Origin of the sequence: Halomonas sp. 1513, assembly GCA_001971685.1 — a bacterium.
Lineage (GTDB): Bacteria > Pseudomonadota > Gammaproteobacteria > Pseudomonadales > Halomonadaceae > Franzmannia.
Window position 1 is genome coordinate 3,716,218 of the sequence record CP019326.1, and the last position, 19,350, is coordinate 3,735,567.

Annotated in this window: 14 protein-coding genes and 1 pseudogene; 6 read left to right on the forward strand and 9 right to left on the reverse strand. The window is 66.1% G+C overall.

Annotated features, from left to right (window positions below; genetic code table 11):
• Positions 1 to 53: 53 nt before the first annotated feature.
• The gene (locus BWR19_16975; protein APX94491.1) at positions 54 to 1,532 is read right to left on the reverse strand and encodes a cytosol nonspecific dipeptidase; all 1,479 of its coding nucleotides are present in this window, start codon (positions 1,530 to 1,532) and stop codon (positions 54 to 56) included.
• Between the two features lie 134 nt (positions 1,533 to 1,666).
• Positions 1,667 to 3,826: a tRNA cytosine(34) acetyltransferase TmcA gene (locus tag BWR19_16980; GenBank protein APX94492.1), complete on the reverse strand. Its 2,160-nt coding sequence runs from the start codon at positions 3,824 to 3,826 to the stop codon at positions 1,667 to 1,669.
• A gap of 182 nt (positions 3,827 to 4,008) precedes the next feature.
• Between BWR19_16980 and BWR19_16985 the strand changes: the two genes are divergently transcribed.
• The 3 genes from BWR19_16985 (at position 4,009) to BWR19_16995 (ending at position 7,787) form a co-directional block, all read left to right on the forward strand.
• Positions 4,009 to 5,004: an iron ABC transporter substrate-binding protein gene (locus BWR19_16985; GenBank protein ID APX94493.1), complete on the forward strand. Its 996-nt coding sequence runs from the start codon at positions 4,009 to 4,011 to the stop codon at positions 5,002 to 5,004.
• A gap of 105 nt (positions 5,005 to 5,109) precedes the next feature.
• On the forward strand, positions 5,110 to 6,720 hold the full coding sequence (locus BWR19_16990) for an iron ABC transporter permease (GenBank protein APX94494.1): 1,611 nt from the start codon (positions 5,110 to 5,112) through the stop codon (positions 6,718 to 6,720).
• Positions 6,717 to 7,787 carry a hypothetical protein gene (locus BWR19_16995; protein ID APX94495.1) on the forward strand — a complete coding sequence of 357 codons (1,071 nt, stop codon included), beginning with the start codon at positions 6,717 to 6,719 and terminating at the stop codon, positions 7,785 to 7,787. Before BWR19_16990 ends, BWR19_16995 begins: the two co-directional genes overlap by 4 nt.
• 205 nt (positions 7,788 to 7,992) lie before the next feature.
• On the opposite strand, the gene BWR19_17000 is transcribed toward BWR19_16995, so the two are convergent.
• The gene (locus BWR19_17000) at positions 7,993 to 10,773 is read right to left on the reverse strand and encodes a DNA polymerase I (GenBank protein ID APX95084.1); all 2,781 of its coding nucleotides are present in this window, start codon (positions 10,771 to 10,773) and stop codon (positions 7,993 to 7,995) included.
• 218 nt (positions 10,774 to 10,991) lie between these two features.
• Between BWR19_17000 and BWR19_17005 the strand changes: the two genes are divergently transcribed.
• From BWR19_17005 to BWR19_17015, 3 genes are all read left to right on the forward strand, one after another.
• Positions 10,992 to 11,288: a hypothetical protein gene (locus BWR19_17005; protein ID APX94496.1), complete on the forward strand. Its 297-nt coding sequence runs from the start codon at positions 10,992 to 10,994 to the stop codon at positions 11,286 to 11,288.
• 85 nt (positions 11,289 to 11,373) lie between these two features.
• Positions 11,374 to 12,336, forward strand: coding sequence for a homoserine kinase (locus tag BWR19_17010; GenBank protein APX94497.1), 963 nt, complete (start codon positions 11,374 to 11,376; stop codon positions 12,334 to 12,336).
• A complete protein-coding gene (locus BWR19_17015; protein ID APX94498.1) occupies positions 12,333 to 14,255 on the forward strand; it encodes an arginine decarboxylase in 1,923 nt (640 codons plus the stop codon). The genes BWR19_17010 and BWR19_17015 overlap by 4 nt, the downstream gene beginning before the upstream one ends.
• Positions 14,256 to 14,330: 75 nt before the next feature.
• Here the strand turns inward: BWR19_17015 and BWR19_17020 are convergent, their stop codons facing one another.
• The 6 genes and pseudogenes from BWR19_17020 to BWR19_17045 form a co-directional block, all read right to left on the reverse strand.
• Positions 14,331 to 14,996 (reverse strand): isomerase/hydrolase, encoded by a 666-nt coding sequence (locus tag BWR19_17020; GenBank protein ID APX94499.1) that lies wholly within the window; start codon positions 14,994 to 14,996, stop codon positions 14,331 to 14,333.
• Positions 14,997 to 15,130: 134 nt separating this feature from the next.
• The gene (locus tag BWR19_17025; GenBank protein APX94500.1) at positions 15,131 to 16,072 is read right to left on the reverse strand and encodes an ectoine hydroxylase; all 942 of its coding nucleotides are present in this window, start codon (positions 16,070 to 16,072) and stop codon (positions 15,131 to 15,133) included.
• A gap of 162 nt (positions 16,073 to 16,234) precedes the next feature.
• Positions 16,235 to 17,080, reverse strand: a complete 846-nt coding sequence (locus BWR19_17030) for a hypothetical protein (protein ID APX94501.1) — start codon at positions 17,078 to 17,080, stop codon at positions 16,235 to 16,237.
• 692 nt (positions 17,081 to 17,772) lie between these two features.
• Positions 17,773 to 18,591, reverse strand: coding sequence for a transposase (locus tag BWR19_17035; protein APX94502.1), 819 nt, complete (start codon positions 18,589 to 18,591; stop codon positions 17,773 to 17,775).
• Positions 18,585 to 18,851 carry a transposase gene (locus BWR19_17040; protein ID APX94503.1) on the reverse strand — a complete coding sequence of 89 codons (267 nt, stop codon included), beginning with the start codon at positions 18,849 to 18,851 and terminating at the stop codon, positions 18,585 to 18,587. The genes BWR19_17035 and BWR19_17040 overlap by 7 nt, the downstream gene beginning before the upstream one ends.
• A 167-nt stretch (positions 18,852 to 19,018) precedes the next feature.
• A pseudogene (locus BWR19_17045) lies at positions 19,019 to 19,237 on the reverse strand (sodium:calcium antiporter).
• Between the last annotated feature and the right edge of the window lie 113 nt (positions 19,238 to 19,350).

Sequence of the window (19,350 nt, forward strand, 5' to 3'; positions counted from 1 at the left end):
AGCCTTCGGCGCACGAGATTGTCAGCGGCCGCCTAGGGGCGGCCGCTGGCGTTTCAGGCCTGGGGGCTTGCGCCAGGCGTGGCCAGATCCTCCACCAGCCCGCGCAGCAGCTGCCAGAATTCGTTCACCGAGTCGATCTCGACGCGCTCGTCCGGCGAGTGGGCGCCGCGGATCTGCGGCCCGAAGGATATCATCTCCAGCTGCGGGTACTTGCCGCCGAGGATGCCGCATTCGAGGCCTGCATGGATCACCTTGACCGCCGGCTCGACGCCTAGCTGGTCGCGATGCAGCCGCTTGAAGCGCTCCAGGAGCGGGCTGTGCGGCGCAGGCGTCCAGCCGGGGTAGGCGTTCTCGATCCGGGTGCGCGCGCCGATCAGGCCGAACAGCGCGCTGAAGCGGTCGGCCATGTCTTGGGTGGCGCTATCGCGCAGCGAGCGCACCAGCGCGCATAGCCGGAAACGCCCGTCGTCGAGCGACACCACGCCGAGGTTGTTGGAGGTCTCGACCACACCGGGCACCTCAGTGCTCATGCGCTCGACGCCGCAGGGGGCGGCATGCAGGGCGTCGACCAGCAGGTGACTGGCGGAGGGCGTCAGCGCCGCGCCGGCCACCTCATCGCTCGCCGACAGGCTCAGCGTCAGCCCCTCGTCGACCCCGGCAAGCTCGCTACGCAGCTCCTCGCCCAGCGCGGCGAGCCGCGCCTCGGCCGCGGCCAGCTCATCCTCGGCCAGGGCCAGGGTGGCGAAGGCTTCCCGCGGCAGGGCATTGCGCAGGGTGCCGCCCTGGTAGTCGATCAACCGCGCGCCGCTGGGCGCCAGCGCCCGCAGCGCACGCATCATCAGCCGATTGGCGTTGCCGAGGCCCTTGGCGATATCGATCCCCGAATGGCCACCGCGCAGGCCGGTCAATGCCAACCGGTAGGGCCGCTCGCCTTCGCTCAGCGCGCTGGTCGGCAGCTGCGCCTCGACCACCACGTCAGCCCCGCCGGCGCAGCCGATATACACCTCACCGCGATCCTCGGAGTCGAGGTTGAGCAGCAGCTGCCCCTCCAGCCAGCCCTCGGCGAGCTGCAGTGCACCGCCCATCGAGGTCTCCTCCTCGAGGGTGAACAGCGCCTCCAGCGGACCATGCACCAGCGAGTCGTCTTCGAGAATCGCCAGCGCCGCCGCCACCCCCAGGCCGTTGTCGGCGCCCAGCGTGGTGCCGCGGGCGCGCAGCCAGCCGTCCTCGACGTAGGTGTCGATGGGGTCGCGGGTAAAGTCATGGGCATGCTCGGCATTGGCCTGGGCGACCATGTCGAGATGGCCCTGCAGGATCACCCCGGGGGCTGACTCATGGCCCGGCGAGGCGGCTTTCTTGAGACGCAGGTTGCCGTAGGCGTCGCGGTCGTGAGCCAGGCCCCGGGCATCGGCCCAGGCTTCTAGGGTGGCTATCAGCGCCGCCTCTTGCCCCGACGGCCGCGGGGTATTGCACAGCGTGCGAAAGTGCTGCCACAGCGCCTGCGGCGCCAACTGGTCGAGATGTGCGTTCATGATCGGCCTGCATGAGAGATAACTTGATTACTTTACTGACCGCTCGCCGCCAGGGAAAGCGTCCCCTCATCCCGGCCAGGGCTGTCGCAGATATCAGCAGCGCTCGGGACTAATACGCCGGTGGCCATGGCCCTTTATCGCGCCCAGTCGCGCCAGCGGGTCAGCGCCTCGCGCAGCCGTGCCTGCACCTCGCGCCGCCCGCTGAGTCCCAGCCGCTCGGCCAGCCAGGCGCTATCGCGGGCCTGGAACAGCCAGGCCACCAGCAGCCAGGCGTCGCCATCGCGGGCCGCGCCGGCGGCCAGGCCGCGCCGTACCAGCTGCTGCAGCGCCGGGCGCACCAGCGCCGGCTCGCGCCCTCCCAGGGTCACATCGTCGAGGTCGCGGCGCTGTTCGGTATCCAGCGGCGGCGCCTGGCCTTCGGCGAGCAGCGTCGCGGCCACCGCCGGTTCCAGGCCCTTCAGCTCGTAGGCCAACAGGGTCGGCAGCAGGCGCTGGAAGCGCTCGGCAAGGCCGGCGCATAGCGCCCGCCCCGCGTCGCTGGTGGGCATGGCCACCATCAGCGCATGCTCGCCGGTGGCGGTCTCGCGGCTCAGGCCCAGGCGGACGGCGCGAAAGCCGGCGGCATGCCAGAAGGCCATCAGCTCGGGGTCGGCGCCGAAACTGGCACCCAGCAGGTCGATGCCATCGCGCCGGGCGCGCTCGACCTCGGCGTCCAGCAGTTGCCGGCCGATGCCCTGGCGGCGGGCATCGGCGTGCACCGCAATGCGCATGATGCGGCGTACCCGCGAGGTCAGCGCCCGACGGCTGCCGGCGTGGGCGGCCAGCGACTGGGCCAGCAGATGGCCGCGCGGGCGGCGCTCGCCGCGGGCCACTCGCTCGGCCAGCTCGGCCGAGAAACCGCCCTCCTCACCGCACAGCGACACGGCGAGGGGCGTGCCCGCCTGCTCGAGGGTGGTGATCGAGACCCCGGGGCCGTCCAGCAGGCGGCGCAGGTCGCTGGGCCGGGTGCGGTAGTGGGCCTGCACCAGCAGGCCGAACAGCCCAGCGAGGCGCACCTCGTCGACCGCCAGCGATGCACGCTTCCAGCGGTGCTGGGCAATGGCCGTATCGCGTTGCGCTGGCAGCGCCGGCGGTTCGGCATCCAGCATCAGCAGCCGGTGGGTCAGCGCCTCGAGGGGGTCGCCTGCGGCCCAGCGCACCGGCGTGGTCAGCGTGCAGGCTCGCCAGTCAGGGGCGTGGCGCTGCAGGTGGGGCATGAAGCGCAGCGCAAAGCCGCGCCCCGAGCCCTCATAGCCGTGCACGGTAGTGGCGAAGGCGATGCGCGGAAAGCGCGCCAGCCAGTCGGCCAGCAGCGCCGCAGGGATCGCCGCGGCCTCGTCCACCAGCAGCAGGCTACCGGGGCCGGCCGCCGCACCGTGGGTCTCGGCCAAGGCATCCGGGGCCACGAAACGCACCCGCTGAACCTGGGCATCGCGGGTCAGGCTGACCTGATAACCCTGGCGACGCGCGTCGGGACAGTGGCGCTGGAGGTGCATGAACAGCGTTTCCACCGCCGCCGGGCGCGGCGCAGTGACCAGAATCTCTTGCTCGCCCTTGGCCAGCCAGCGCGCGCAGGCGATGCCCAGCGCTGCACTCTTGCCGCGGCCGCGGTCGGCGCTGATCACCAGCGGACGGCGCCGGCGCAGGCGCAGCAGTCGCGTCACTGCCCGGGCCTGATCCGCGGTGGCGCAGGCGGGATCCTCGCCGGTGCCGCCGGCATCTTCGTCGGACGCCGGCAGGGCAGGCAGCGCCAGCGTGTCGCTGGCCGTCCAGCGGGCGATATGCGGGGCGGCCTCGAGCTGTCGCGCCAGGCGCTGCAGATAGCGCGAGGTCAGATGTGCCGGCCGGTACGGATGATCGGCCAGCCGCCGGTAGTCGGCATCCGGCCGCGCACCCCAGTCGGGCGGGGTGAGCAGCACCAGCAGCCCGCCGGCCACCAGGGTGCCGCTGAGGGCGCCGAAGGCGTCGGGATCGAAGCCGGCCCCTTCGCTGACGGCGTCGAACACCACCAGCGCCTGCTCGCCGCCGAGCCGAGTGCGCGCCTTGTCCGCCGGCAGCCAGGCGGCGTCGGCGACGCCTGGCGGGGCCTCAGGGGCGATCCACAGCCCCCGCGCGGGGGTGCGCTGCCAGATCGCCAGCGCCCGGGCCAGGCACTGCTCGGGGCTGGCGGATATCCACACCAGGCCGCGCCAGCGCCGCGCGGCGAGTCGATCGCACCACGCCTGCAGCGCTGGCAGATTGCGGGCCTCCATCATGCTCGGCTCCTGTCTCATCGAGGGCACAGTGTAGAGAATCCTGTGCCGGGCGCACCAGGCATCGGCGCGCCGCATCGGCACTAAAGCAATTTGCGTATCATTATCATTTGCAATCAGATTATTTCTTGCTATCGTACCTACAGGCGCCAACCACCCCATGCAACACGACAACGGATATCGTCATGCAAAAGAACGTCATCGCTTCTGCCACGCTGCTCTCCACGCTGCTGGCAGCCCCCATCGCCGCCGCCGACCTGACCCTCTATTCGGGGCGCGGCGAGTCGATGGTGGAGCCGATCATCCAGCAGTTCGAGCGCAACACCGGCATCAACGTCAACGTGCGCTACGGCGATACCGCCCAGCTGGCGGTACTGCTGCAGGAAGAGGGCCAGCGTTCGCCCGCCGATCTCTACTGGGGCCAGGACGCCGGTGCCATGGGCGCCATCAGCCAGGCCGGCCTGCTCGCCGAGCTGCCCGATGACATCTACGAGGGCCTGCCCGGCATCTATACCAGCGAGACCGGCAACTGGGTCGCCGCCAGCGGCCGCGCCCGGGTGTTCGCCTATTCGCCGGAGCGGGTCAGTGAAGACGAATATCCCGAGAGCATCTTCGATCTTACCGACGAGCGCTACGAAGGCCGCGTCGGCTGGGCGCCCACCAACGGCTCCTTCCAGTCGTTCATCACCGCGATGCGCGTCGAGTATGGCGACGAGCGGACCCAGGAGTGGCTCGAGGGCATGCGCGACAACGGCGCGGTGACCTTCCGCAATAACACCACCCAGGTGCAGGGCGTCGCCGACGGGGAAATCGACTTCGGGCTCGTAAACAATTATTATTTGCCGCGGTTCCTGGCTGCCGATAGCGACTACCCGGTGGCGCAAGCCTTCTTCGCCGAAGGTGACATCGGCAACCTGGTCAACGTCGCCGGCATCGCGGTGCTGGAGAGCAGTGACAACAAGGACGCGGCACTCGAATTCATACGCTTCCTGCTGTCGCCGGCCGCTCAGCAGTACTTCACCGGCAGCGTCTATGAGTACCCGGTGACCCGCGACGTGATCCAGAACCCGGAACTCGAGGACTTCGACCGCTTGCTGGAGGTCAGCCCGCAGATCGACCTGGATGACCTGGAAGATCTCGAGGGCACGCTGAACCTGCTGCGCGATGCCGGGCTGCTGTAAGCCCCGCCAGCGCCAGCGCGAGTCGAGACCAGGGCGGCACAGGCCGCCCTGGTCTCGTGCGCTTGACTGCCATGGCCTGAATCGACACCGACACAGCGAGAGACGATGAGCAACAGCGCCGAGCTTGCCAGCCCTGCCGCACGCCGCACGCCGCCGAAAGGCAGGACGCGGCGCGTGCCGCTGCATATCCTGCTGCCTTCGCTGGTGGCGGCGGCGGCGATGCTGGTACCGCTGTTCTACCTCGGCCTGCGCGCCTTCGAGGCCGACCCGCAAACCCTCGCCAACCTGGTGCTGCGCCGGCGCAACCTCGACCTGCTGCTCAACACTCTCTCGTTGGCGCTGGGCGTGGTGGCCATGACCACCCTGATGGCGCTGCCGCTGGCCTGGCTGGTGGTACGCACCAACATCCGCTTCAAGCGCCTGCTGACCATTCTCGGGGTGATCCCGCTGGCGGTGCCTGGCTATGTGATGGCCTATGCGCTGATCGGCCTGGGCGGCAACTACGGCGTACTGGCCCAGCTCACCGGCGTGCAGCTGCCGCGCATCGAGGGCTACTTCGGCGCCATGCTGGCGCTGTCGCTGTATACCTTCCCCTATCTGTTTCTCAACCTGCGCGCGACCCTGGCCGGCCTCGACGGCAACCTCGAAGAGAGCGCCAGGAGCCTCGGTTACGGCAACCGCGAGGTGTTTCTCAAGATCATCCTGCCCCACCTGGCCCCCTCGCTGATGGCCGGCTGGCTGGTCATCACCCTCTACGTGCTGGGCGACTTCGGCGCCGTGGCGCTGATGCGCTACGAGGCCTTCAGCTACGCCATCTACACCCAGTACTCCGGCGCCTTCGACCGCATCTATGCCGCCTGGCTGTCGATCATGCTGCTGGCGGTGGCAGCCAGCTTCGTGATGCTCGACAGCCTGGTGGTCAAGCGCAAGCTGGCACGCGTGGGTACCGGGGTGGCGCGGCCGGTAAAGCCGATGCGCCTGGGTCGCCTGCGCTGGCTGGCCTACCCCTACCTGGTGCTGATCTTCGGCGCCTCGGTAGGCCTGCCGACGCTGATCCTCGGCTACTGGCTGGTACTGGCACCGCCCGACCTGAGCTTCTTCGCCCGCGTCCCGGGCACCTTCCTGCGCTCGGCGGGCGCGGCGCTGCCCGCTGCCTTGCTGTCGGCGGCCTTCGCCCTGCCGATCGCCTACCTCACGGTGCGCTACCGCTCCACCGCGGCGACGCTGATCGAGCGCTCGGCGTACATCGGCTATGCCATTCCGCCGCTGACCCTGGCGCTGGCGATGGTGTTCTTCTCACTGCGCACCGCGCCCTTTCTCTACCAGACCCTGACGCTGCTGATCGTGACCTGGGCGATGGCCTCGCTGGCCCTGGCCCTGGGGCCGATCCGCAGCGCCCTACTGCAGACCCGGCCCAACATGGAAGAGGCCTCCCATTCGCTGGGCCACGGTCCGCTGAGCACCTTCCTGTGGGTGATCTTCCCGCGCCTGCGTCGCGGCATCCTGGCCGGTGTCGCACTGGTCTTCGTGCTGTGCATGAAAGAGCTGCCGATCACCTTCTTGCTGGCACCGACCGGCTACACCACCCTGGCGGTGACCGTGTTCACCCGTACCTCCGAGGGCATGCTGGCCGAGGCCGCGCCCTTCGCCGCCGCCATCGTGGTGTTCTCCAGCCTGTCGGTAGGCTTCCTGTTAACCAAAGAGGGCAAGCGATGACCACCCTCAATCTCAACGCCACTCCCCAGGCCAGCGCCCCCCGGCGCCCCGCGCCGCTGCTCAGCGTCGATGGGCTATGCAAGCGCTACCGGCCCCAGGATCCACTGGCGGTAGAGAATGTCGGCTTCACCCTCGGCAACGGCGAGATCCTCGCGCTGCTCGGCCCCAGCGGCTGCGGCAAGAGCACCACCCTGCGCATGATCGCCGGTTTCGAGCATCCCGAGGCCGGCGACATCGTGCTGCGCGGCAAGAGTATCCTCGACCAGCCGCCGCAGCAGCGCCGCATCGGCATCGTGTTCCAGGACTATGCGCTGTTTCCGCACATGAGCCTGGGCCAGAACGTGGCCTTCGCCATGCGCCACCTGCCCAAGGCCAAGCGCGCCGCCCGCGCCCGTGAGTGGCTCGACCTGGTCGGCCTGGCCGACCTCGCCGAGCGCATGCCCGACGAGCTCTCCGGCGGCCAGCAGCAGCGCGTGGCGCTGGCCAGGACCCTGGCCGCCGAGCCGCAGCTGGTGCTGCTCGACGAACCGTTCTCCAACCTCGACGCGGCGCTGCGCGAGTCGACCCGCAAGGAAGTGCGCCAGCTGTTCAAGGCCGCCGGCACCTCGGTGATTCTGGTTACCCACGACCAGGCCGAGGCGCTCTCCTTCGCCGACCAGGTCGGCGTGATGCACGCCGGCAAGCTGATCCAGGTCGACCGCCCCGAGCGGGTCTATCAGCACCCGGCCACCGCCTTCGTCGCCGAGTTCCTCGGCCATACCAACCTGCTCGACGGCGATGCCGACGGCGAGATCGCCCAGACCGCACTGGGACCGGTGGCCATCACCCCGGCCAGCCGCGGCCCGGTTCGCGTCTCGCTGCGCCCCGAGCATCTGGCCCTGGCTACCGCCCCGGACGGCCATGGCGCCACCGTGGTCGAGCGCGAGTTCCGCGGCCACGACTGCTTCTACCTGCTGGAACAGCACGGCCAGCGCTTCTGCGCCATCACCCCCAGTCACACCCTGTGGCAGATCGGTGAGCAGGTCAGCCTCGAGCCCCAGCGCACCGCCACGGTGCTGCAGTACTAGGCTTTTTCACCCATCTCAGGGGGAGGAGGGAGTTGCGTCACGAGCGTAATCCCCCCTTCCCAGAGGGAATGTTGAATGAATCGTCGAGCGGGATGAAGCACAAGGCGCACGGAGCACAGAAACCGGAGCCTATGGGGTATAGGTGAGGATTTCGAGCACCGCGCAACGCAGTGATTCGCCCGCGCAGACCTTAATTCAGCGTTTCCTAGTGAGCTTCGTCCCAATTAGCCCCACTCTCCGCCTCGACGATCAGCGGCACGCGCAGTTCGGCGGCATCGCGCATATGCGTCTTGACCGCGTCGATAAAGCCGTCGACGTCGGCCTCCTTGACCTCGAAGACCAGCTCATCGTGGACCTGCATCACCATCCAGGCGTCGAACTCGCAGGGCGTCTTGGCGCTGCCCTGTAGCCAGGCGTCGACCTCGATCATGGCGCGCTTGATGATGTCCGCCGCGGTGCCCTGCATCGGCGCGTTGATGGCGGTGCGCTCGGCGGCCTGGCGGCGGGCGTGGTTCTGGGCCTTGATCTCGGGCAGGTAGAGGCGCCGGCCGAGCACGGTTTCGACGTAGCCGTCTTCGGCGGCCTGGGTGCGAATCCGGTCCATGTAGCGCGCCACCCCGGGGTAGCGGTCGAAGTAGCGCTCGATGTAGGTCTGGGCCTGGTTGCGCTCGATGTGCAGCTGCCGCGACAGCCCCCAGGCGCTCATGCCGTAGATCAGCCCGAAGTTGATCGCCTTGGCGCTGCGCCGCTGGTCGGCGGAGACCTTGTCGAGGGGCACGCCGAATACTTCCGCAGCGGTGGCGGCGTGGATGTCGCGGCCCTCGGCGAAGGCCTCGAGCAGGCCCTTGTCTTCGGAGAGGTGGGCCATGATGCGCAGTTCGATCTGCGAGTAGTCGGCGGCGACGATGCGGTAGCCGGGCCGGGCGACGAAGGCCTGGCGGATCTTGCGCCCCTCTTCGGTGCGAATCGGGATGTTCTGCAGGTTGGGGTCGCTGGAAGAGAGCCGTCCGGTGGCGGTGACCGCCTGGTGGTAGCTGGTATGCAGGCGCTTGGTGGTGGCATTGACCAGCCGCGGCAGCTTGTCGGTGTAGGTCGACTTGAGCTTGGCCAGGCCGCGGTGCTCCATTATTACCTTGGGCAGCGGGTAGTCCAGCGCCAGCTCCTCGAGCACCGCCTCGGCGGTGGATGGCGCGCCCTTGGGGGTCTTCTTGAGCACCGGGATCTTCTGCTCTTCGAAGAGGATCTCGCCGAGCTGCTTGGGCGAGCTGAGGTTGAACTCGCGTCCGGCCAGCTCGAAGGCCTCGGCCTCGAGCTCACGAATGCGCTCGGCCAGCGCCTGGCTCTGGGTGTGCAGCTGCTCGGCGTCGAGGGCCACCCCGGTACGCTCCATGCGCGACAGCACCGGCACCAGCGGCAGCTCCAGCTCATCGAGCACCGCGGCGAGCCGGCCCTCCCGTTCGAGGCGCGGGCGTAGCTCGTGCTGCAGGCGCAGGGTGATGTCGACGTCCTCGCAGGCGTAGGGTGCGGCCTGCTCGAGGGCGATCTGGTTGAAGGTCAGCTGCTTGGCGCCCTTGCCGGCGATCTCCTCGAAGCTGATGGTCTTCTCGCCGAGGTACTTGAGCGCCAGCGAGTCCATGTCGTGGCGGGTGGCGGTGGAGTTGAGCACGTAGGAGGCGAGCATGGTGTCGGCCAGCGGCCCGACCACACTAATCTGGTAGTTGGCCAGCACCGAGATATCGTACTTGAGGTTCTGGCCGATCTTGCCCTTGGCCGGGTCTTCCAGCAGCGGCTTGAGGGCCGCCAGCACCGCCGCGCGGTCGAGTTGAGCCGGGGCGTCGAGGTAGTCGTGGCCGAGCGGGATATAGGCCGCCTCGCCGGGCGCCAGAGCCAGCCCCACGCCGACGATCTCCGCCTCCATGTAGTTGAGGCTGGTGGTTTCGAGATCGAAGCAGAAGCGCTCGGCCTGGTGCAGCCGCTCCAGCCAGGCGTCCAGCGTGGCCTGGTCGACGATCACCTCGTCGTCGCGTGCGGCAGCAGTCGCGGCCGGCTCGTCGCTATCGGCCTGGGGCGTGGCGGTGCCGCCGGCCACGTCGTCGACGCCTTGGTCCTTGCCCTCGAGCAGCTCCGATAGCCAGGCCTTGAACTCCATCTCGCGATAGAGCTCGAGCAGGGCCTCGCGGTCGGGGTGGGCGATCTCCAGGTCGTCGAGCCCCACCGGCAGCTCGCAGTCGGTCTTGATGGTGGCCAGCTGGTAGGAGAGAAACGCCTGGTCGCGGTGCTCCTCGAGCTTCTTGGGCAGGGTCTTGGCGCCGCGGAAGTCCAGCGTCTTGACCTTGTCGAGGTCGGCGTAGATGGCGTCCAGGCCACCGCCCATGCCCTGCAGCAGGCCCAGCGCGGTCTTCTCGCCGACCCCCGGCACGCCGGGAATGTTGTCGACCTTGTCGCCCATCAACGCCAGGAAGTCGATGATCAGCGACGGCGGCAGGCCAAACTTCTGCTCCACGCCGGCCTCGTCGAGGGTCTCGTCCTTCATGGTGTTGACCAGGGTGATATGGCCGTTGACCAGTTGCGCCATGTCCTTGTCGCCGGTGGAGATCACCGCATCGCGGCCGGCCTCGGTGGCGCGCCGCGCCAGGGTGCCGATGACGTCGTCGGCCTCGACCCCCTCGATGCACAGCAGCGGCAGGCCGAGGGCGCGCACGCAGGCGTGCAGCGGCTCGACCTGGCTGCGCAGGTCGTCGGGCATCGGCGGGCGCTGCGCCTTGTACTCGGCGTAGAGCTCGTCGCGAAAGGTCTTGCCCTTGGCGTCGAAGACCACCGCCATGGGGCTGTCCGGATAGTCCTTGATCAGCCGCTTGAGCATGTTGAGCACGCCCTTGACCGCCCCGGTGGGCTGGCCCTGGGAGGTGGTCAGCGGCGGCAGGGCGTGAAAGGCGCGGTACAGGTAGGAGGAACCGTCGACGAGGACGATGGGGCTGACAGCCATGGCGAAACGATCCTTGAGCATAATCAATCCCCCCATGATACGCAGCTCGCCGTGCGGCGTCAGGCATCCCTCGCCAAGCGAGTCAGCTGGTCCTATACTGGCGTGCGCCAGGCATAGCAGGCCCGGTCCCCTCGTCGCATCACCTGCCGCAGTGAATTCCCGCCCATCGCCGGAGTCCAAGCAGGCAGCACATCGTGCCGCTTACGGCAGGAGGACATATGTCGCTATCATCTTTGCCCCGCCCCATGCTGCTGGCGGCGCTGCTTTGCTCGAGCCTGCTGCTGGCGAGCCTCGCCAGCCACGCCCAGTCGTCGCCCGAGCCGCAGATTACCGAGCGCCAGGAGGCGGATCGCACCCTGCGCGAATTTCGCATCAACGGGCAGCTCTACGCCATCGAGATCCGCACCCGCGACGGTGACCGCTACCACCTGCTCGATCGCCGTGGTGATGGCAATTTCAGCCGCGTCAGCGGCGATGCAATAGAGGTTCCCGACTGGGTCAACACGGCGCGCTGACCCTGTTTCGGTCGGCGACACTTTTCGTGCATCGCACTGGCAAGACGGTACAATGTGCGGCTTGGCAACCCCGGGCGAGAGACACATGGCCGTATTTACCCCGCTGAGCCAGGCTCAGGTCGCAGAGTTCCTGCAACGCTTCGACGTTGGCACGCTGACGCAGCTCGAGGGCGTGCCCAGCGGCACCGAGAACACCACCTACTTCGTCACCACCGAGCGCCACTCGCTGGTGTTGACGCTGTTCGAGCAGGGCGAGCACGAGGAGCTGCCGTTCTTCGTCGACCTGCTCGACTACCTGGCCGACCACCGCCTGCCGGTGCCAGGCCCGGTGCACGATCGCCAGGGCATCGCCCTGCAGAGCCTGGCCGACAAGCCGGCGCTGCTGTTCCCGCGCCTACCAGGCAGGTATCCCAGGTCACCGAACATCGCCCAGTGCCGGGCGCTGGGCGATGCCCTTGGCCATATGCATGCGGTATCGCGCTATTTCGACGGCCACCGTCCCAATCCCCGCGACCTGCACTGGCTGGTGGCCATGCATCATCGCGTACTGGTCTATCTCTCCGCCGACGACCAGGCGCTGATGAGCGACGAGGTCGATGCCTACCAGGCCTTCTTCGGCGACGCGCCGGACCTGCCTCGGGGCGCGCTGCACGGCGACCTGTTCCGCGACAACACCCTGTTCGACGGCGATCGGCTGGGCGGCATCATCGACTTCTACAACGGCTGCACCGGCGACCTGCTGTTCGATCTGGCGATCGTCATCAACGACTGGGCGGTAAACGCCGACGGCAGCCTCGACGCCGAGCGCCACGACGCCATCTTGCGCGCCTACCAGGCGCGCCGCCCGCTGACCGACAGCGAGCGCGAAGCGTGGCCGATGATGCTGCGCATGACCGCGCTGCGCTACTGGCTGTCACGGCTGCTGGTGGTCTACGTCGACCCGCCGGCCCACGACCTGACGCCCCACGACCCGGAGCAGTTCCGGACCATTCTGCTCAGCCGCCTGCAACACGGCGCGCTGACCCTGCCGGAGGCCCACCCCGCATGAGTCTGCTCGATGCCGGCGCACCGTCGCCTTCACGCCTGGCGCGCCACACCTACAACATCGACCAGTGGGGCAGCGGCTATTTCGACGTCGATGACGGCGGCCACACCGTGGTGCGCCCGCTGGGCAGCGAAACCGAGGGCCCGGCGCTGCCGCTGGATGCGCTGGTCGACCAGCTGCGCGAGGCCGGCCTGCGCCTGCCGGTGCTGGTGCGCTTCACCGATATCCTCCACGACCGGGTCGAGCAGCTGTGCGCGGCCTTCGATGCGGCGATTCGCGAAGAGGCCTATACCGGCGGCTACACCGCGGTCTATCCGATCAAGGTCAACCAGCAGCGCCGCGTGGTCGAGGAGATCCTCGCCACCCACGAGCGCGGCCACGGCCGGGTCGGCCTCGAGGCCGGCAGCAAGCCCGAGCTGCTGGCGGTGCTGGCACTCTCAGGCGACGGCTCGTCGCTGATCGTCTGCAACGGCTACAAGGACCGTGAATACATCCGCCTGGCGCTGATGGGCGAGAAGCTCGGCCATCGCGTCTACCTGGTGGTGGAGAAGTATTCCGAGCTCGACATCATCCTCGAAGAGGCCGCCGCCCTCGGCGTCACGCCGCGCATCGGCCTGCGCGCCCGGCTCGCCTCGGTGGGCCGCGGCAAGTGGCAGGACACCGGCGGCGAGAAGTCCAAGTTCGGCCTCACCGCCGGCCAGACCCTCGGCGTCATCGAACGGCTCAAGCGCAGCGATGCGCTGGGCAGCCTGCAGCTGGTGCACTTCCACCTCGGCTCGCAGATCGCCAATATCCGCGATATCCAGCGCGGCCTGCGCGAGTGCGCGCGCTTCTACCAGAGCCTGCGCGAACTCGGCGCGCCGGTGGACACCGTCGACGTCGGCGGCGGCCTGGGCATCGACTACGAGGGCACCCGTTCGCGCAGCGAGTTCTCGATCAACTACTCGATGCGCGAATACGCCAGCAACGTGGTGTGGGCCTTCCGCCAGGCCTGCGAGGCCGAAGGCCTGCCGCATCCGCACCTGATCAGCGAATCGGGCCGCGCGCTGACCGCCCACCACGCGGTGCTGATCACCAACGTGATCGGCGAGGAGCGCATCGAAGACCAGGCGCCACCGCGTCAGGTCGAGGATGACCCGCAGATCGACGAGCTGTGGCGCGTCCACGGCCGCCTGGCCGACATGCACGAGCCGCGCGGCCTGGTCGAGGCCTACCATGACCTGGTGCAGGCCATGGGCGAGCTGCAGGACCGCTTCGTACTGGGGCTGGCCGGCCTGGTTGCACGCGCCGAGGGCGAGGCGGTCTACTTCGCCGCCTGCGCGCGGCTCAAGGCGCGCCTCGACGGGCGTAACCGTGCCCATCGCGAGATCCTCGACGAACTCGCCGAGAAGCTCGCCGACAAGCTGTTCGTCAACTTCTCGCTGTTCCAGTCGCTGCCCGACGTGTGGGGCATCAAGCAGATATTTCCGGTGATGCCGCTGAGTGGCCTGGAGCGTGCACCGAGCCGCCGCGGGGTGATCCAGGACATCACCTGCGACAGCGACGGCCGCATCGACAGCTACGTCGACGGCCAGGGCGTGGAGAGCACCCTGCCGCTGCCGGAGTGGCGCGACGGCGACGAGAAGCTGCTCGGCTTCTTCCTGGTCGGCGCCTATCAGGAGATCCTCGGCGACCTGCACAACCTGTTTGGCGACACCGACTCGGTGGACGCCGCCCTCGACGCCAACGGCGACTGGGTGCTGTCGCATGCCATCCAGGGCGACACCGTGGCCCAGGTCCTCGACCACGTCAATTTCGACGCCGAAGTGCTGCGTCGCCATCTGGCCAGCCAGCTGGATGCCAGCCAACTCAGCGTCGAAGAGCGCCAGGCCTTCCTTGCCGATCTCTCGGCCGGCCTGCAGGGCTACACCTACCTCGAGTGAACGACGCCTCAACGCAACGCGCCCCCGCAGCCAGGCTGCGGGGGCGCGTTGCGTTGAGGCCGGTCGCGGCCGTGCCTAGTCGACCACCCGGGTAGCCACTTCCAGCCCACCGGTCAGGGTGAAGTGCAGCTCGGCGCCGCGCGGCAGCTCGCCGACGCCCGGCGGGGTCCCGGTCAGCACTACATCGCCCGGCAGCAGCGTGAAGTGGCGGCTCATCTCGGCCAGCAGGGTCGCCACCGGGAACAGCATGTCGGAGCCCTCACCGCTCTGCACCCGCTCGCCGTCGATATCCAGGCTGAAGGTCAGGGCGCTCCAGTTGGGCACGCGATTGAGCGCCAGGAACGGCGACAGCGGGCAGGCACCGTCGAAACTCTTGGCGATCTCCCAGGGGTAGCCCTTCTCCTTGAGCTGGGACTGGACGTCACGCAGGGTCAGGTCCAGCGCCAGGCCGATGCCCACCACCGCACGCTCGGCTTCCGAGGCCGTGGCATGGGTCAGCGGCTCGCCGATCAGCAGCGCCAGCTCGGTCTCGAAGTGCACATCGCCGCGGGAAAACGGCGCATCGATCGGCTCATCCAGCGCTACCGCACAGGTCGACGGCTTGATGAACAGCAGCGGCTCGGTGGGAATCGGGTTGTCCAGCTCTTTGGCATGGTCGGCGTAGTTGCGACCAACGCAGACGATCTTGCCCAGCGCGTGAGGAAATTCCTGGCCATCGGTGAAACGGGGAACAAAGCGCATGGCGGGATATTCTCCTGAAGAAAAGGGAGGCGACGTCTCGGGCGCCGCTTGCATGACAAGCACCACAGTTTACCGCAGCGGGCGCGCCAGTCCAGCGCCCCCGCCTTATGCGCCCATCACGACGCCTCTCGCCATCACGGCGACCAGGCGTCATCCGGCTGGTGGGCCAGGAATGCCGGCCGCGCCCGCCTTGCCGCGTAGGGCGCGACGCAGCGGTTGTCACGGCGATTATAAACAAAGAATACGTTGCTGCGCGGGTCCGGCGACATATTGGCGTTGGAGCCGTGCAGCGTGTTGCAGTCGAACAGCAGCAGCCCGCCTGCCGCGCCGGTCGGGGCCTCGATACCGTGCCGCGCCACCAGCGCCTCGAGCGCCTCGCGGCCGGGAACGCCGAGTTCCTGCACCTTCAGCGACTGCTTGTGATGATCGTCCGGCGTTTCGCCGAGGCAGGGCACGAAGACCTTGTGCGAGCCCGGCACCAGCATCAGCGGGCCGTTGAAATGGTGATTGTCGGTGAGCACCAGTGACGCGCTCACCGCGTGCATCGCCGGCATGCCGTCCTCGGCGTGCCAGGTTTCGAAATCGGAGTGCCAGTTGAAGCCCTTGCCCTGGAAACCCGGCTTGTAGTTGATCCGCGACTGATGGACATAGGCTTCGCCGCCGAGGATCTGCTCGGCACGCCCCTTCAGGCGCGGATCCTGCGCCAGGCGCCGAAAGCGTTCAGACAGAAAGTGTACGGCGAACAGCGAACGGATCTCCTCGCCGCCCGGCTCGGTGATACTGAAATCGCGCCCGGCGTATGCCGGATTCGAGAGCAGCGCCTTGAGCTCGTCGCGCAGACCGGCGAGCTCCTCTCCCGCGATGAAGTCGGGTTCGAATAGAAAGCCCTGGCGCTCGAAGCTATCTAGCTGCGCCTGGCTCAGGGGGCCATCTTCGGCGCTGCCCTTGACCACCGCTTCGCGGCGCTTGAGCCAAGGCATATCGAGCGGCCGCGACAGCCGCGTCGGATAGGGATCGCGCTGCTGCGCGGCAGGGGAATGGTAGTGAGCGTTGCGGGTAGCGGTCTGTACCGACATCCAAATCACCTCCTGAGGTTTGTGATCGGGTTGTTGATGCAGAAATAGCGGCAGCAAGCGCCCGCCACAGCCGTGCGCCAGTGATGGACGCTTGGGCGCCGAAGGTGGACATATGGGCGGCCTCGCTCACTTCAAGGCCCTTCCACCGGCCTACAGGCAGCGCTAGTCTGCTCCGAGCGGCTCGCCACGCGACTCGTCGCTGCCACGATAAATGTATTCACGGTAGAAGTCGGCCTTGTCCAGCGACTTCTGGTAATTCAGGATTTTTATCATATTCCTGTCGCGCTTCAAGTAACCATACTCTTCCAATAAAGAAAACGAGCGACTTACATGGACCGCAGAGAGTCCTAAAAACTCTCCCACCTCCTCCTGCGTGAGTGGCAATTCAAACTCCATGCCGGCCAGTGCATTCTGGTTTACTAGCCGGGTATGGGTTTCGAGTACCAAATAAATAATACGGGTCGGCGCATCGCCACTGACACAACTCTTGAGGCGGTCCAGCACAAGATTGCCGCGAACCGCCAAGTAGCGCAGGAATACTACTCTCAGCGCCGCTGATTTCTCATAGGCCTGGTTAACCTGCTCCCCAGAAAACACTCTAATACGCCCCGGCGTCAGCATGCTGATCTCAGAAACCTCGCTCAATGAGGCGAGTTCTCTCACCCCCATGATATCATCAGGAACATACAGCTCCAGGCGCTGTATATTACTGTCACGGGTATAGCGCTTGCTGCATGCCCAGCCCTCTTCCAACAGATACAATTGCTTGTCCGTATCAGAGTAACGCTGGACCACGTGCCCCTTATCCGCATCGATCGCATGGCTCGCCAGCTCGCTGAGCTGCCTGGACAATTCGCCCAACAGCCGCGCATAGGCATCGATAAAGTGACTGAACGGCAAGCTGGCCTGGTGGCTGCCTGCGCCCATACCAACACGATAAGCATCCGAGTGCCGTCGCAGTGACTCGAGCTCGTCCGCACCGCCATCGTCGGGTTTTCTTTGATCCATCTGTTGCTATGTCCTCACATGGCTATTGCCACAACTTATCCCCTGTTTACATCGTGACCCCATCTCTCCTTGCAGCATAGTAACTTGGCTAGGTGCCTCCCCCGCGGCCTCGGTAACGTCAGCGCACACCCACATGTGCCATCGATTATAATTTAACCATGCCCCTGTAACCCAAGTAACATAACCTAGGTTATGGACACTGCTGATTATTTATTATAGAAGCTAACAATCCAGCATCTTAGAGTGCTGTTTTATCACAACCTCTAATAACTTGAATAGCATCGCGACACTACGACACCAGCATCTCCAAAATACATCGCCGCCAGGCACCAGCACGTCGCCCACGGTTGAAGACCGGCCGCCTGTAGCGATTGGAAATTCAGGCACAAAAAAACCGCCAGTCGGCGGTTTATGATAAGTAGATGCTTGCTGCAGTCAGGCTGGTTGGTGCCGGCACCAGGAGTCGAACCCGGGACCTACTGATTACAAGCCACACCACCGAAAACCGATAGAAATCAGCGTATTACGCGTCGCGCAAGGCTTCGTGGAATGCTTTCAGGGACAGCCTGGAGAAATCAGGTTTTATCACCAGCATCACACGGCATCATCGAGTAGCTATTGAAGAGGATGAGGCTGCAGCTGTTGACCTTCCCCCTGGTTTAGGTCCGTCATCAATGTGAAAAACCGCTCCTTCAGGCACATTGCTGGGCATAGGCCACAGGTGGTAAATAGCCCAGCGAGCTGTGCGGTCTGACATGGTTGTAATGGGTTCTCCATTGGTCGATTTCGTACCGTGCATCGGTAAGGCTCAGGAACCAGTGTTGGTTGAGGCAGCTGTCCCGAAACTTGCCGTTGAAGCTTTCGATGAATGCATTCTGTGTCGGCTTGCCTGGCTGGATGAAGGCCAGGGTAACCTTCCGCTCACGTGCCCAGAAGAACAGTGCCTTACTGGTTAGCTCCGGTCCGTTATCGCAGACAATCGAATCAGGCAGCGAGCGTTGCTGCGCGAGTTCGTCCAGAAATCGGGCCAAGCGCCGCCCGGAAATGGACGTGTCCACCAACTGGCCGACACACTCTCGGCTGAAGTCATCCACAATGTTCAGCACTCGGAAGCGGCGCCCCGAGGCCAACTGATCCGAAACGAAATCCATCGACCAGCGCTGGTTGGGCCTGTCCGGCAGTGGCATCGGCGTCCTGGGCCGCCTCAGCCGCTTGCGGCGACGGCTCCTGACCTGAAGGCCCTGCTCGCAGTACAGCCGGTAGGTCCGCTTGCGATTGATCACCGGGCCCTCCTGACGCAACAAGGCATGCAGCAGCAAGTAGCCATAGCGGGGATAGCAGGTCGCCAAGGCTTGCAGACGTGCCCGAAGCGGCGCATCGTCACGCGGCATCGCCTGGTACCGAGCTACCGACCTTGCCAGGCCCAGCAATCGACAGGCACCTCGCTGGCTAAGCCAGCCGCCTGACACCAGGTGTTTCACCGCACGCCGCTTCGCTTCGGGCGTTACCACTTTCCCGAGACAATCTCCTTGAGCGCGGCATTGTCGAGGGCGCTTTCCGCCAGCAGCTTCTTCAGTCGGGCATTTTCGGTTTCCAGCTCGCGTAGGCGCTTGGCCTCTGACACCTCCATCCCACTGTACTTGGCCTTCCAGCGGTATAGGGTCTGCTCGCTCACGCCGTTCTGCCGAGCCAGCTCGGCGATCGAGACGCCGCGCTCGTTGGCCTTGAGGACGCTGATGATCTGCTCTTCGGTATGTCGGTTACGCTTCATCGCGAAATCTCCTGCTATCAAGATAAACGTAGCGGAAATCTCACATGGCCGGTGGACCGGTTTCTGGGGGAAAGGTCACCAACACACGCAGCTTAGTAGTTCAGCCGAATCCAAAATGAGAAAAGTTACGCTTAACTTGACGTGAATAAGCCTTTTACGCCAAGAGCTTATGAACGGAATATCGTAAAACTCAGACCCACATACGCTACGTAACCGAGCATGAGCAACCCGCCTTCGATCCTGCTAAGGCGACTCCCAGTGTATAGAAAAAGCAACAGAATTAGCGACGTTCCCAGCATGAGCCACTGATCATACTGCAAGATTCGCTCATGGACTGGAAGAGGCTGCAGGAACGCGGAAATTCCGAGTATTCCCAGGAGATTGAAAGGGCGGTCATTGAGACCGCCTTCATCCATGTCAGGACTTCTGACATGGATGTTACTCGAAAACTTTAGATCAGGCACTTAAGAGCCACGATCTGCAACAGTGCTAGTCAGTC